Source organism: Streptomyces sp. KL116D, from assembly GCF_030766975.1.
GTDB classification, from domain to species: Bacteria; Actinomycetota; Actinomycetes; order Streptomycetales; family Streptomycetaceae; genus Streptomyces; species Streptomyces longispororuber_A.
Window position 1 is genome coordinate 1 of record NZ_JASERH010000015.1, and the last position, 13750, is coordinate 13750.

Annotated in this window: 12 protein-coding genes and 1 pseudogene; 3 read left to right on the forward strand and 10 right to left on the reverse strand. The window is 74.1% G+C overall.

Features of this window, described 5'->3' with window-relative positions; genetic code table 11:
* A pseudogene (locus RBJ77_RS05355) lies at window positions 1-418 on the forward strand (hypothetical protein); the annotation flags it as partial.
* Window positions 419-442: 24 nt separating this feature from the next.
* Here RBJ77_RS05355 and RBJ77_RS05360 read toward each other — a convergent pair.
* The 4 genes from RBJ77_RS05360 to RBJ77_RS05375 form a co-directional block, all read right to left on the reverse strand.
* A complete protein-coding gene (locus RBJ77_RS05360) occupies window positions 443-1420 on the reverse strand; it encodes an acyl-ACP desaturase (protein ID WP_255974157.1) in 978 nt (325 codons plus the stop codon).
* A gap of 95 nt (window positions 1421-1515) precedes the next feature.
* Window positions 1516-2292, reverse strand: a complete 777-nt coding sequence (ddaH, locus tag RBJ77_RS05365) for a dimethylargininase (protein ID WP_372343909.1) — start codon at window positions 2290-2292, stop codon at window positions 1516-1518.
* Between the two features lie 78 nt (window positions 2293-2370).
* Window positions 2371-4671 carry an ATP-binding cassette domain-containing protein gene (locus RBJ77_RS05370; RefSeq protein ID WP_372343910.1) on the reverse strand — a complete coding sequence of 767 codons (2301 nt, stop codon included), beginning with the start codon at window positions 4669-4671 and terminating at the stop codon, window positions 2371-2373.
* A 76-nt stretch (window positions 4672-4747) separates the two neighbouring features.
* The gene (locus RBJ77_RS05375) at window positions 4748-6379 is read right to left on the reverse strand and encodes an ABC-F family ATP-binding cassette domain-containing protein (RefSeq protein WP_372343911.1); all 1632 of its coding nucleotides are present in this window, start codon (window positions 6377-6379) and stop codon (window positions 4748-4750) included.
* Between the two features lie 303 nt (window positions 6380-6682).
* Here RBJ77_RS05375 and RBJ77_RS05380 point away from each other — a divergent pair, with 303 nt between their 5' ends.
* A complete protein-coding gene (locus tag RBJ77_RS05380; protein ID WP_372343912.1) occupies window positions 6683-7342 on the forward strand; it encodes a GPP34 family phosphoprotein in 660 nt (219 codons plus the stop codon).
* 74 nt (window positions 7343-7416) lie between these two features.
* Here the strand turns inward: RBJ77_RS05380 and RBJ77_RS05385 are convergent, their stop codons facing one another.
* The 6 genes from RBJ77_RS05385 to RBJ77_RS05410 form a co-directional block, all read right to left on the reverse strand.
* A complete protein-coding gene (locus tag RBJ77_RS05385) occupies window positions 7417-7995 on the reverse strand; it encodes a hypothetical protein (protein ID WP_372343913.1) in 579 nt (192 codons plus the stop codon).
* Window positions 7992-9338 (reverse strand): DUF58 domain-containing protein, encoded by a 1347-nt coding sequence (locus RBJ77_RS05390; protein ID WP_372343914.1) that lies wholly within the window; start codon window positions 9336-9338, stop codon window positions 7992-7994. Before RBJ77_RS05390 ends, RBJ77_RS05385 begins: the two co-directional genes overlap by 4 nt.
* Window positions 9335-10363 (reverse strand): AAA family ATPase, encoded by a 1029-nt coding sequence (locus RBJ77_RS05395; protein WP_372343915.1) that lies wholly within the window; start codon window positions 10361-10363, stop codon window positions 9335-9337. Before RBJ77_RS05395 ends, RBJ77_RS05390 begins: the two co-directional genes overlap by 4 nt.
* Entirely contained in the window at window positions 10360-10959 is a 600-nt protein-coding gene (locus RBJ77_RS05400) for a hypothetical protein (RefSeq protein ID WP_372343916.1), read from the reverse strand. Before RBJ77_RS05400 ends, RBJ77_RS05395 begins: the two co-directional genes overlap by 4 nt.
* Entirely contained in the window at window positions 10956-11918 is a 963-nt protein-coding gene (locus tag RBJ77_RS05405) for a DUF4129 domain-containing protein (RefSeq protein WP_372343917.1), read from the reverse strand. The genes RBJ77_RS05400 and RBJ77_RS05405 overlap by 4 nt, the downstream gene beginning before the upstream one ends.
* 121 nt (window positions 11919-12039) lie before the next feature.
* Window positions 12040-12456, reverse strand: a complete 417-nt coding sequence (locus RBJ77_RS05410) for an SsgA family sporulation/cell division regulator (protein ID WP_372343918.1) — start codon at window positions 12454-12456, stop codon at window positions 12040-12042.
* A gap of 199 nt (window positions 12457-12655) precedes the next feature.
* Here RBJ77_RS05410 and RBJ77_RS05415 point away from each other — a divergent pair, with 199 nt between their 5' ends.
* Window positions 12656-13744, forward strand: coding sequence for a WD40/YVTN/BNR-like repeat-containing protein (locus RBJ77_RS05415; protein ID WP_372343919.1), 1089 nt, complete (start codon window positions 12656-12658; stop codon window positions 13742-13744).
* The last annotated feature ends 6 nt before the right edge of the window (window positions 13745-13750 follow it).

Consider the following 13750-nt stretch of genomic DNA (forward strand, 5'->3'; position numbering starts at 1 on the left):
GGCGGCGCTGCGGCCGGCGGCCCGCACCGTGGCGCAGGCCCTCGCCGGGCGGGACCCGTTCGTGGCGACGTCCGCCCGGGTGCGGCTCGGCGCGGTGGATCTCGCCGATCCGGGGCCCGCGCTGCGGGAGCTGGCCGCGCTGCACGACGGCCGCCCGGTGCTCGCCGCGGACACGGCGGGCCGTCTGCGCGACCGGCTCCGCCAGGAGTCCGTGGACGGGGCCGGGCTGCACCGGGTGGCGGGCGAGCTGGCTGCCTGCGGCACGCTCGCGGAGGGTCTGTTCGCGTGGGCCGTCACGGTGGCCCGAGGCGAACGGGAGTCCTGGCCGGACCGTTGGCGGACGCGTCTGCTGGCCCTGCGGTCCCACCCCACCCCGGACGTCCGCGACGCAGCGGCGCGGGTGAGAACGGCGCCCTGAAGGGGCGCGGTCACCACGTACCGGTCAGACGCCGGAGGCCCTCGCCGCCATGCGCGCCTTGCGGGCCGCCAGCTTCTCGTCGAACTTGGCGGCCTCCGAGTCGAGGCCGTTCATGAACAGGCCCAGCTCCTCCTGCGCCTTGATGCCCTCGGGGCCCAGGCCCGTGATCTCCAGGACCTTCAGGTGGCGCAGCACCGGCTGGAGCACGTCGTCGTGGTGGATGCGCATGTTGTAGACCTCGCCGATCGCCATCTGCGCGGCGGCCCGCTCGAAGCCGGGGATGCCGTGACCGGGCATCCGGAAGTTCACGACGACGTCGCGCACGGCCTGCATCGTCAGGTCGGGCGCGAGCTCGAACGCGGCCTTGAGCAGGTTGCGGTAGAAGACCATGTGCAGGTTCTCGTCCGTGGCGATGCGCGCCAGCATCCGGTCGCAGACCGGGTCGCCGGACTGGTGCCCGGTGTTGCGGTGCGAGATGCGGGTCGCCAGCTCCTGGAACGCGACGTACGCGACGGAGTGCAGCATCGAGTGCCGGTTGTCCGACTCGAAGCCCTCGCTCATGTGCGACATCCGGAACGCCTCGAGCTTGTCCGGGTCCACGGCGCGCGACGCGAGGAGGTAGTCGCGCATCACGATGCCGTGCCGGCCCTCCTCCGCCGTCCAGCGGTGCACCCAGGTGCCCCACGCGCCGTCGCGGCCGAAGAGCGAGGCGATCTCGTGGTGGTAGCTGGGCAGGTTGTCCTCGGTCAGCAGGTTGACGACGAGGGCGGTCCGGCCGATCTCGGTGACCTGCGACTGCTCCTTGTCCCAGGCCTCGCCGTCCTCGAAGAAGCCCGGGAAGTTGCGGCCGGCGGACCAGGGCACGTACTCGTGCGGCATCCAGTCCTTGGCCACCTTGAGGTGCCGGTTGAGCTCCTTCTCGACCACTTCCTCCAGCGCGTAAAGGAGCCGGGCGTCGGTCCAGGTGGTCGACGAGCCGAGGCGGGGGGAGATGACGGTCACGGGGGCTCCTGGGGGACGGAGGTACAGCGAGCGGTTCTACCTACGGTGTCGTAGGTTACGTTGCCGTAGGTTAAGCGTTCCATAAAGAGCCGTGGTTACGCGTGCAGCCCCCGGAGCCTGACTGAGAGGCACGTCACACACCCTTCGAGCTTCTCGAACTCCGAAATGTCCACCAGGACCGGGTCGTAGCCGAGGCCCGCCAGCAGCTCCGCCGACTTGGGCGCGCTGGCCGCCATGAGCAGACGGTCACCGCCCAGCAGCACCACGTGCGCGCCCGACTCCTCCGGCACGGGCAGGAAGCGCGGGAAGAGCGAGGTGTGGTCGACCAGGGGCTCGTGCCCGATGACCGTGCCGTCGGGCAGCGCCGTGACCGCCGACTTCAGATGCAGCACCTTGCTGACCGGAGCCGCCACGACGCGCGCGCCCAGCGGTTCGAAGGCGGCCCGCAGCTGGGCCACACCGGCGGCGTTGGTCCGGCCGCCGCGGCCCACGTAGACGGTGTCGCCCACTTTCAGTACGTCGCCCCCGTCGAGCGTGCCGGGTTCCCAGACCCAGTTGACGGAGCAGCCGAGCCGCGCCACCGCCTCCTCGACCCCGGCGGTCTCCCCGCGCCGCGACTCGGCACCCGGCCGGGCGATCAGCGCCACGTTCCGGAAGGCGACCACCGCGTCCTCCACGAACACCGCGTCCGGGCAGTCGTCCGCCGGCTCCACCAGGAACGTCTCCCAGCCGTGCCCCTCCAGGGCGGCGACGTACTCCTGCCACTGGGCCAGCGCCCGATCGGCGTCGACGGGCCTGCGCTCGACGTGCGTGACGAGTCCGTCCGCGATGCGCGGTCCGGGGCGGCGGACGAGGGCCTTCTTGCTGGGCACGGGGTACTCCAGGGCTGCTGCGGCGTGGTGCGACGGCGCACATCATGCACAGCCCGGCGGGCGCGGCGGAATCCCCCGTCACGCGGCCGTCACGGCCCCCTCACCGGGCCCGACCGCGCCCGCGACGGCCCGCCGCAGATGCTCCGCGGTGAACGAGCCGTCCGCGTCGAGGAGTTGGGCCGGGGTGCCCTCGAACAGCACCCGCCCGCCGTGCCGGCCGCCCTCGGGGCCCAGGTCGATGACCCAGTCCGCGCGCCGGATCACATCGAGGTGGTGCTCGACGACGACCACGGTGTTGCCCGCGTCGACCAGCCGGTCGAGCAGCGTCACGAGCCCGTCGACGTCCGCCAGGTGCAGCCCGGTGGTCGGCTCGTCGAGGATGTACGTCGCCGCGGTGCGGTGCAGCTGCGTGGCCAGCTTGATCCGCTGGCGCTCGCCGCCGGACAGCGTGCTCAGCGGCCGGCCCAGCGCGAGGTAGGTGAGGCCGACGTCCCGCAGGGCGCGCAGCCGGCGGCGCACCGGCTCCTCGTCGGGCGCGGTGAAGTGGTCGAGGGCCTGCCCCGCCGTCATGTCCAGCACGTCGGCGACGCTGCGCCCGCGCACGGTCAGCGCCAGCACCTCGTCCTTGAACCGCCGTCCTTCGCACACCGGGCAGACCGTGGTCACGGGGTCCATGAACGCGAGATCGCTGAAGATCACCCCGCGCCCCTGACAGCTCCCGCAGGCCCCCGACGAGTTGAAGCTGAACAGGCCCGCGTCCGCGCCCGTCCCGCGGGCGAAGATCTTCCGTACGGTGTCCATGATCCCGAGGTACGTCGCCGGGGTGGACCGCCCCGAGATGCCGATGGACGACTGGTCGACGACCACGGCGTCCGGCCGCGCCGCGCGCAGCGCGCCCGACACGAGACTGCTCTTGCCGGAGCCCGCGACGCCGGTGACCGCGGTGAGCACGCCCGTCGGCACGTCCACCGTCAGGTCCTTGAGGTTGTGCAGCGAGGCGCTCTCGATGCGCACGGCGCCGGTCGCCGTGCGCGGCTCCTCCTTCACCCCGCCGGTGCGGCGCAGACAGCGGCCGGTGAGCGTGTCCGCGTGCGCCAGGCCCTCCGGCGTCCCCTCGTACACGACGTGCCCGCCGCCCGCACCGCCCGTCGGGCCCATGTCGACGACGTGGTCGGCGACGGCGATCACGTCCGGGTCGTGCTCGACGACGAGGACCGTGTTGCCCTTGTCGCGCAGCCGCAGCAGCAGGTCGTTGAGACGTCCCACGTCCCGCGGGTGCAGGCCGACGCTGGGCTCGTCGAAGATGTACGTCATCCCGGTCAGGCTCGACCCCAGGTGCCGTACGGTCTTCAGTCGCTGGCCCTCGCCGCCGGAGAGCGTCGACGTCTGCCGGTCCAGGCTGAGGTAGCCGAGCCCGATCGCCGCCACGCGCTCCAGGGCCGTGACGGCGGCCGCCGCGATCGGCTCGCCCACCGGGCCCTCGATCCGCCGCAGGAACGGGATCAGCTCGCCGACCTCCATCGCCGCGCACTCGGCGATGTTCCGGCCGTCGATCCGGGTGGCGAGCGCGGCGGCGGCGAGCCGGGCGCCGTGGCAGACCGGGCAGACGTCCTCGACCAGGTACCGCTGCACGGTCTCCTGGGTGCGCCGGCTCAGCGCCGACAGGTCCCGGTTCAGATAGAGGCGCTCGAACCGGTCCGCGAGGCCCTCGAAGTCGATGTCGCGGCTGCCGCCCGTGTTGTCCACGTTCACCTTGGCGTCCCGGCCGCGCAGCAGGAACTCCCTTTCGGCGTCGGTGAACTCGCCGACCGGCTTGGTCGTGTCGAGGTCGGTGGTGTGCGTGTAGGTCTGGCCCTGCCAGGTGCCGGCCGCGAACGGCGGGAAGAGCACCGCCCCGTCCGCCAGGGACTTCGCGGGGTCCAGGATGCGGTCGTAGTCGGGCCGCACGGTCCGCCCGAGCCCGTCGCACGTGGGGCACATGCCGGCCGGGTCGTTGAACGAGTAGGCGTTCGCCCCGCCCGCGCTCGGTGTGCCGTGCCGCGAGAACAGCACGCGCAGCACCGCGTAGATGTCCGTCATCGTGCCGACCGTGGACCGCGAGTGCCCGCCGATCGGCCGCTGGTCGACGACGATCGCGGGGGAGAGGTCGGTGAGCGCGTCCGCGTGCGGCCGCTCGTACTTCGGCAGCCGGTTGCGGACGTACCAGGTGAACGTCTCGCCCAGCTGGCGCTGCGACTCCACCGCGATCGTGTCGAAGACGACGGACGACTTGCCGGACCCGCTCACCCCCGTGAAGACGGTGAGCCGGTCCTTCGGGATGCGGAGCGTGACGTCCTGGAGGTTGTTCTCCCGGGCGCCGACGATGTGCAGATACTTCATGCCGACGACGCTAGGACGGATACCCGACAAGGAGTGTCGGGTATTTTCGTCCGCTGTGTCGTCGCTTCCCGTGTCCCTACACGGCGCCCTCCTTCAGTTCGCCGTCCAGGTGCAGCCACCGGGTGATGCCGATCGACTCCAGGAACGGCAGGTCGTGACTGGCCACGACGAGCGCGCCCTCGTACGCCTCCAGGGCCGACGTCAGCTGGGCCACGCTCGCCATGTCCAGGTTGTTCGTCGGCTCGTCCAGCATCAGCAGCTGCGGCGCGGGCTCCGCGAGCATCAGCGCGGCCAGCGTCGCCCGGAACCGCTCGCCGCCCGACAGCGTCCCGGCCGGCTGGTCGGCCCGCGCCCCCTTGAACAGGAAGCGGGCCAGCCGCGCCCGCACCCGGTTGTTCGTGGCCTGCGGCGCGAACCGGGCCACGTTCTCCGCGACGCTCAGCCCGTCGTCCAGCACGTCGAGGCGCTGCGGCAGGAAGCGCAGCGGCACGTGCGTCTCCAGCTCGCCCCCGGCCGGCGCCAGTTCACCGGCGATGGTGCGCAGGAGCGTCGTCTTGCCCGAGCCGTTGCGGCCGAGCAGCGCGATCCGCTCGGGGCCGCGCAGCTCGAACTCGCCCGCCACCCGCGCCCCGTACGCCGTCGTGACGTCGTGCAGCGACAGGACGGACCGGCCCGGCGGCACCGCCGTGTACGGCAGGTCGACGCGGATCTCGTCGTCGTCGCGCACCGCCTCCACGGCGACGTCGAGCCGCTCCTTCGCCTCGGCCAGCTTCTCCTCGTGCAGGATGCGGTGCTTGCCCGCGGAGACCTGCGCCGCCCGCTTGCGCGCCCCCATCACGATCTTCGGCTCGCGCTTGCTGTCCCACATCTTCTGCCCGTAGCGCCTGCGCCGCGCCAACGTGACCTGGGCCTCGGTCAGTTCGCGCTTCTGCTTCTTCACGTCGGACTCGGCGACGCGCACCATCCTTTCGGCGGCCTCCTGTTCGGCGGCGAGCGCCTTCTCGTACGCCGAGTAGGTCCCGCCGTACCAGGTGACCTCGCCGCCCCGCAGATCGGCGATCTGGTCGACGCGCTCCAGGAGTTCACGGTCGTGGCTGACCACCACCATCACGCCCGACCAGCCCTCGACGGCGGCGTACAGCCGTTGGCGCGCGTGCAGGTCGAGATTGTTGGTGGGCTCGTCGAGCAGCAGGACGTCCGGGCGGCGCAGGAGCAGCGCCGCCAGCCGCAGCAGCACCGACTCGCCGCCCGACACCTCGCCGATGGTGCGGTCCAGGTCGACGTGGGCCAGGCCGAGTTCGCCGAGCGTGGCGATCGCACGCTCCTCGACGTCCCAGTCGTCGCCGACCGCGGCGAAGTTCTCCTCGCCGACGTCACCCGCCTCGATGGCGTGCAGCGCGGTCCGGGTCGCGGCGATGCCGAGGACCTCGTCGACGCGCAGCGCGGTGTCGAGCGTGACGTTCTGCGGGAGGCAGCCGATCTCGCCGGACACCCGCACGGTGCCGTCGGCCGGCCGGAGCTCCCCGGCGATCAGCTTCAACAGGGTGGACTTTCCGGACCCGTTGAGCCCGATCAGGCCGGTGCGTCCCGGGCCGAAGGCGACCTGGAGTCCCTCGAAGACGGCGGTGCCGTCCGGCCAGGTGAAGTCGAGGGCGGTGACGGCGATCGAGGTCGCGGCGGAGCGGGGGAAACCCGGGGTATGTGACATGGAGGCCTCGCGGTTGCTCGGTGGATGCGGTGGGATGCAACGCGTTCGAGACACCGCGGGCCACAGGCAACGAAGAAGGCCTGTTCCGGCGGAGAGGACGGCTCAGGAGGCCGAGGTCTCACACGGCGACATGCACGGCGCGGCGAACCGCACGGCCTGGACAGAACACAGGCGTGCGCCGCATGACATGCGCGGTGTCTCGCGACCTCAGACCTTCAACGTCCTTCTCCGTTCGACGGCAACAGAACCTTCTACACCGTAAGACCCTGTGTCGGACGCCGTCAACGAATTATCGTGCGGTACGTGCCCCATGGCTCCCTCACCGTGCCCGCCCGCCTCCTCCTCCTGGCCTACGACACCGGCAAGGACCGGGTCGCGGGCGCCACCGACCTGCACCTCGCGGTCCGCGCGGCCGTCCTCGCGGAACTCGCCGAGCGCGAACTGGTCCACGAGGCCGACGGCATCGTGACCCCCGTGCTCGGCGCCCGCACCGGCGCCCCCGCCGCCGACGAACTGATGGAACTCATCGAGGAGTCCAGACCCCGCAAGTGGCGCGGCTGGATCACCCACCGGGCCCGCTCCACCCACGACACGGTGCGCCGCGGGCTCGCCGACGACGGGTACCTGCGGGCCGAGCGCCGCCGGGTCCTCGGCGTCTTCCCCGGCACCCGCTACACGCTGCTGCGGGCCGGATACGTGGAGGTGCTGCGTGCCGAGGCCCTCGGCGCGCTCACCGGTTCGGCGCCGCCGGACGCGGTGCCGCGCGACGACGCCACCCTGGTGGTGCTGGCCGCCGCGGGCCGTCTGCGCGGCCTGGTCCCCGGCCGTGACCGGCGCCGGCACTCCGCCCGCCTGGACGCCCTCGCCGACCGGGCCGGCCCGCACCTGCCGCCGATCCGCAAGGCCCTCGAAGCGGCCGTGAGATCGGCGGAGGCGGCACGCTCGTCGGGCGGGGGCGGCTGACCGGAGGTAGGGCCTCCCGAGCCGGGCGTTGTGAGGCGTCTCGCAGGGGCCGGCCGACCCCGCCGGACAAGTCCCTACGGGGCGAGGCCCCGGCGTGCGGCGAGTGCCGCCCCGGTCGCCGCCGCCGCGAGGACCAGTGCCGCCAGCGGCCGCCCGAAGCCCGACTCCGGTACGTCCGGCACCGCCGCGAGCAGCACGACGCCCGCCCCCGCACACGCCGCGAGCGCTTCGAGCCAGGTGCGGCGCCGGGGGCGGGTCGCGGTGGGGCCCAGGGACCAGGCGTCGCTCGCCGTGAGGTAGCCGACCAGCAGCCCCGCCAGGCACCCGGCCTGCCACAGCGGCGGGTCACCGAGCGCGGCGAGCACCACGGTCCCGGCCGCCAGCACGGTCGTCCCGTGCAGGGCGAGCCGGTGCGACCAGCGGGACGAGGCCACGGCCGGCCGCCGGTCCACCCCGGGCGCCGCCCACAGCGCGAAGACCACCACGCCGCCGAACAGCGTCACGTCGAACACCCCCCGCACGCTCTCCCACGGCCGGTACGCCAGCACCACGAGCCCGGCCCCGAGCACTCGCACGGGCACCGTCCCGGCCCAGTGGCGGATCAGGTCCCACCAGGTCACGCCCACCGCGGCAGGCCGTCCGGTCAGGGTCATCGCGGCCGCCCCCCGACCCGCCCCGACAGCAGCGGAGCCAGCGCCAGGTCCAGCGACTCGCCCGGGGTGTGCCGCAGCACCGGCACCCCGCTGTCGCGCAGGGCGAACCGCATCGCGTCCCGGTCCGCGTGCCACAGGCGCAGCCCCAACTCGCCCGCCGCGTCGCCCGGTTCGACCTCCGGGTCGCCGCTCGGGATCTCCACGACGACCGGCCGTCTGCCCCGGCCCTGGAGATCCCGCAGCACCTTCAGGATCCGGGCGTCGCTCAACGGGGTGAAGACGTGGACGAGCGCGCCCTCGGGCAGGGCGGGCGGCGGCACCCGCTCCAGACCCGCCCCGTCGAAACTGCGGTCCCTGCGCACGTCGAGGACGCTCTCCACGATCCGGTAGAACGCGGCGTCCCCGGTCGACGGCTGCAACCAGCGCGTCGTGCCGCCGGCCGAGACGATGCCGACCCGGTCGTGCGTGCGCAGATAGGCGCGGGCCAGACCGGCCGCGGCGCGCACCGTCTCGTCCAGCGACGACACCCCGGTCGCCGGGTCGACCACGTCACCGAACGCGTCGAGGAGCAGCACCGTGTCGACGGCCCGCTCGGCCGCGAACCGGTGCAGGTGCACGCTGCCGCGGCGCGTCGTCGACGGCCAGTGGATCCGCCGCTGCCGCTCGCCGGGCTGCCACTGCCGCACGCCGATGACCTCGACCCCTTCGCCCGCCTGCAACGCCGCGTGCTCACCGAGCCGCTGCGGCAGCCGGACCGGGATCGGGGTGAACCGGGCCTGCCCGGCGTACGGGAACACGGACACGTCCGGCACCTCGACCCGCACGCCGCGGCGGACCGTGCCCCCGGCGTCGTACACGTCGAGGTCGACCGGGCCGAGCGACCAGCGGCCCCAGCGCAGCGCCGTGTGGCGCAGCGTGACCGTGGAGCGGCCGACGAGGACGTCGTCGAGGCGGACGCCGGGGCCGAGCGTGACACCGGGGTCGAGCCGGACGTCGCCGCCGTCGTGGGCGACGGTGACGCGGACGGTGACCGTGTCGCCCTCGAAGCAGCGCCGCGGCTCGACGGTCACGGACGTCTCCACGCGCGTGGCGTAGGTGCGCGGCAGGGCGAGAGCGAGGAGGACGAGCGGCCCGGCCGCGAGCGCGAGCAGCCACGCATGCCCGGTGAGCAGCGCGGCCACCAGCGCGACGACCGCCACGGTCAGCAGCCGCAGCGCCCGCTCGCCCGGCCGCGGGCCCGGCCGCGGGCCCGGCGGCGGCGCGGACGGCGGCTGCCCGGGACCGGTGCGGCCCTCCAGGGCGCGCAGTACGGCAGCGGTGGGCCGCCGGGGCCCGCCCGTCATGACGGCACGGCCGCGGTGCGCCGCGTCGACGGGGTGCCGACCTGGTCGACGATCTCCCGCAGCACGTCGTCCGTGGACACCTCGCGCACCCACAACTCGGGCCGCAGCGACACCCGGTGGGCGAGCGCGGGCACCGCGAGGCCCTTCAGGTCCTCCGGGATCACGTAGTCGCGGCCTTCCGACACGGCCCGGGCGCGCGCCAGCTGGACCAGGGCGAGGCCGCCGCGCGGCGACGCCCCGATGCTGAGCTGCGGATGCTCACGGGTGGCCGCGACCAGCGCGACGGCGTACTCCAGCAGGTCGTCGTCGATCTCCACGCGCTCCACGACGGCCCGCCACGCCGCCACGTCCGCGGGCCCCGCCAAGGTGTCGAGCACGACCTCGGGCGCCGCCCGGTCGACCCGGGCGCGCAGCATGGCGAGCTCCTCGCCCGTAGCCAGGTAGCCCATGCGGACCCGCAGCTGGAAGCGGTCGAGCTGGGCCTCCGGCAGCGAGTACGTGCCCTCGTACTCGACCGGGTTGGCGGTCGCGATCACCATGAACGGATCCGGCAGCGGCCGCGTCGCCCCGTCGACCGTCACCTGCGACTCGGCCATCGCCTCCAGGAGGGCGGCCTGGGTCTTGGGCGGCGTCCGGTTGACCTCGTCGGCGAGCAGCAGGTGCGCGAAGACCGGGCCCGGGTGGAACACCATCTCGCCGCTGCGCCGGTCGTACAGCGAGGCCCCGGTGACGTCCGACGGCAGCAGGTCGGGCGTGAACTGGATCCGGCGGAAGTCCAGGCCCAGCGTGGTCGCGAACGAGCGGGCGAGCAGCGTCTTGCCGAGCCCCGGCAGGTCCTCGACGAGCACGTGCCCGCCGGCCAGGACGCCCAGCATCACGAGGTCGAGGGCGTCCTTCTTGCCGACGACGGCTCGGCCGATCTCGCGCAGCACGGCGGACACTTCGTCGCCGACCTGCTGGGCCGTCCGGGGCCGGGCCGTCCCGGACTGGGCTGTGGGTGCCTCGGGCTGGGTGGGGCTGGTCACGTCTGCTCTTCCTTACGGGTGCGAGGGCCAGGGGTACGGGCGCGGGGCACGCCCAGCGCCTCCAGACGGTCGACGAGGGCGCGCAGCACCGGCAGCGGGACGTCGCCGTCGGGCCCAGTCCCGGGAGTGTCGTGGCCGAGCCACGGCCACAGGTCGGCCCCGATCAACTCGGCGGCGCGCTCCGGCTGTTGATCGAGAGAGACGTGGTGGTGCTCGGCGAGCGCGGCGGCGAACAGCCGGCGCAGCTCGGGGCGGAGCACGGCCCGGTAGTAGAGGGCGCCGTCGGGTCCCGCGGCCGTCCGCACGTTGCGCCGCCACTCGCCCATGCCCGGCGCCCGCGTCCGCAGCAGCCGCACCTCGTCCCGGTGCCCGGAGTCCAGGGACCCGGCGCCCACCACGTACCGGACGAGCAGCAGGCCGGCCGCGACGAGCACGGCGAGCACGGCGCCCGCGGCGACGGCCCCGTCGACGAGCAGCACGAGGAGGGCGGCGGAACCGCCGACGGAGCCCAGCAGCAGCACGATCTGACGTGACGTCAGGGTGCGGCGGTCAACGGGGGTGGCGGGCGCGTCGGGGCGGTCGGGGAGCGGGGTCATGAGGTGGCCTCCCGCTCCTGGTGCGCCTCTGGGACGGCCCGGTGTTCCTCCAGGGCCGCCGCGATCTCCTCCAGCGCGTCGGCCGCGACCGTGCGCTGGGTGTCGTCCATCGGGTGGGAGGAGTAGCGCGCCTCCCGGAACAGCGCGGTCAGCCGGGGCGCCGCCGGGCCGGCCGCGAGACCCGCGCGGGTGGCGCGCGTCAGCAGGTCGGCGGGGCTGTCGGAGGCGCGCCGGTCGACGCCGGACGCGGCGAGGGCGTCCTCCATCGCGGCGTAACAGGCGATCACGGCCGCCCGCGCGTCGGCGCCGTCGTCCAGCGCGCGGCGGCCCGACCGGATCGCGGACAGCAGCAGCGCCCGGTCCTCGTCCTCACCGGCGACAGCGGGGGCGGGCAGCGACGGCACGGGCAGCCCGTGCCGCCACAGCCGCCGGACGACGACCAGGACGAGCAGCACGAGCGCGGCGGCGGCCGCCAGGCCGAGCAGGACGTACAGCGGGAGGCTGGAACTGTGGCCGTCCGAAGCGGCGGGCGGTGTCTGCCGCTCGATGTCGGGCGGCGGCGAGATCATCGGCGGGGCTTCGGCCGGGGACGGGGTGCTGGGCCGGTGCGTGAAGTGGTGCAGGACCAGGGCGAGTACGCCGAGCACGGCCGGGCCCGCGACCAGCGCGGGGACGGCGGCCTGCCGCAGCCGCTCCGCGCGCGGCGACGCGTCGGACGCCGCGCCGCGGATCCGCCGGCGGAGCCGCTCCGTGGCGAACATGACCGCCACGACCCAGGCCGCGGTGAGCGCGATGGCGACGATGCCCCAGCGGCCGAGCGGCCCCTTGCCGGAGTGCAGCAGGTCGTCGGCGGGCCGCAGCGCCAGGGCGGTGAGGGCCAGGACCACGACGACGCCCGCGGCGATGACCGGACCCGGAACTCCCCCCGGCCCGCGTCGAACCTGCCGCCCTGCGCCCACCGTGCCTCCCCCGCACATCTGTTCCCGCAGTCAAACACGCCGTGACAGCGATGTCAGGCACCTTGCGGACAACGCAGGGCCACAGGACGGGGAACACGCGCCCGGAGGGAACCGCGCCCGCTCAGTACGCGTCGCGCAGCAGCTCCGCCAGATCGCCGTCCACGTCCACGTGCAGCCCCTCGTCGCCGGCCGGGACCAGCCGGGTCGTGTCGTCCAGGAACTGCCGCAGCTCGCCCGTGCGCACGTGCACGATCGCCGTGCCCTCCACGGCGTGGAACTCCAGAACCGTCCGGTCGTACCCGTACGGCCGCACCCGCACGTCACCGGAGCCGACGGACTCGCTCACCCCACCGGCCAGCAGCTCGCGGGCGAACGTCCAGCACACCTCGACGCCTTCGAGCGTGGCCGGAGCCGGGAAGGCCATGCACACGGCGAACGGGTCACGGACGTCGTAGCGCAGGGTCGCGGGGATGCTCGCCATGCGCGGGGCGGCGGCGACGAGACGGGCCTCGACGGCTTGCTCGATGACGATGGACAACGCCTGCTCCCTTGTGACGACTGGACCGAGGACGACGGATGTTCTGACCGCCCACTTGAATAGACGACGGAATGAGGAAATCCGTGCACCTGAAGCCGGACGAAAAACGAGTGACCTCTGTCACCGGTTTCAACCATGGTGCTCTGGACGCCGCCGGGGGAGTGGGCTAGCTTCGCGCGCCATGAGGGGACTGAGGGACATGAGCAGCAAGAGGCGTGTGAGGGCCGTGCGCACGGCGGCGGCGCTGGGAGCGGCGGTGCTCGGCGCGGTCGCGCTCGGCACCGGACCCGCACCCGCCGCGGACCGCACGCCGGTGTGGGACCTGAAGGACACCGGCACGGACGTCCGGTTCCGGGGCCTGGCCGCGGTCGACCGGCACACGGCCTGGGTCGCCGGCTCGAAGGGCACCGTGCTGCGCACCACCGACGGCGGCGCGCACTGGCGGACCGTGTCACCGGCCGGCGCGGCCGACCTGGAGTTCCGCGACATCGAGGCCTTCGACGCCCGCCGCGCCGTGGCCCTCGCGATCGGCGAGGGCGACGCCTCCCGGATCTACCGCACGGACGACGGCGGGACGACCTGGACGGAGTCCTTCCGCAACCCCGACGCGAAGGCGTTCTACGACTGCGTCACCTTCTTCGACCACCGCAACGGGCTCGCGATGAGCGACCCGGTCGACGGCAAGTACCGCATCCTGTCCACCCGGGACGGCGGCCGCTCATGGAAGGTGCTGCCCAGCGCCGGGATGCCGGCCGCGCAGACCGGCGAGGCCGGCTTCGCCGCGTCCGGGCAGTGCCTGGTGACGTCCGGCCCGAAGGACGTGTGGCTGGCCACCGGCGGGGGCGCGACCGCCCGCGTGCTGCACTCCCGCGACCGTGGCCTGAACTGGACGGTCACCGACACCCCGATCCCGGCCGGCGACCCGGCACGCGGCGTTTTCGGCCTCGCCTTCCGGGACCGTACGCACGGGATCGCCGTCGGCGGCGACTACCGCGCCGACCAGCCGTCGCCGCGCGCCGCCGCCGTCACCGGCGACGCGGGCCGCACCTGGACCCCGTCGGCCACGGCACCGCCCGCCTACCGCTCGGGCGTCGCCTGGCTGCCGCACTCCCGCTCCGCGGCGCTCGCCGTCGGCCCGACCGGCTCCGACCTCACCACCGACGGGGGCCGCACCTGGCGCACCGTGGACACCGGCTCGTACGACACCGTGGACTGCACGTCCGACGGGGCGTGCTGGGCCTCGGGCGAGAAGGGACGGGTGGCCCGTGCGGGCCACCCGTCCTCCTAGCGGCTA

What these genes read in the sequence shown, in the direction of transcription:
- RBJ77_RS05415 (WP_372343919.1), top strand. Translation starts at nt 12,656, where the DNA reads ATGAGCAGCAAGAGGCGTGTGAGGGCCGTGCGCACGGCGGCGGCGCTG.
- RBJ77_RS05385 (WP_372343913.1), bottom strand. Translation starts at nt 7,995, where the DNA reads ATGACCCTGACCGGACGGCCTGCCGCGGTGGGCGTGACCTGGTGGGAC.
- RBJ77_RS05370 (WP_372343910.1), bottom strand. Translation starts at nt 4,671, where the DNA reads ATGAAGTATCTGCACATCGTCGGCGCCCGGGAGAACAACCTCCAGGAC.
- RBJ77_RS05390 (WP_372343914.1), bottom strand. Translation starts at nt 9,338, where the DNA reads ATGACGGGCGGGCCCCGGCGGCCCACCGCTGCCGTACTGCGCGCCCTG.
- RBJ77_RS05400 (WP_372343916.1), bottom strand. Translation starts at nt 10,959, where the DNA reads ATGACCCCGCTCCCCGACCGCCCCGACGCGCCCGCCACCCCCGTTGAC.
- RBJ77_RS05375 (WP_372343911.1), bottom strand. Translation starts at nt 6,379, where the DNA reads ATGTCACATACCCCGGGTTTCCCCCGCTCCGCCGCGACCTCGATCGCC.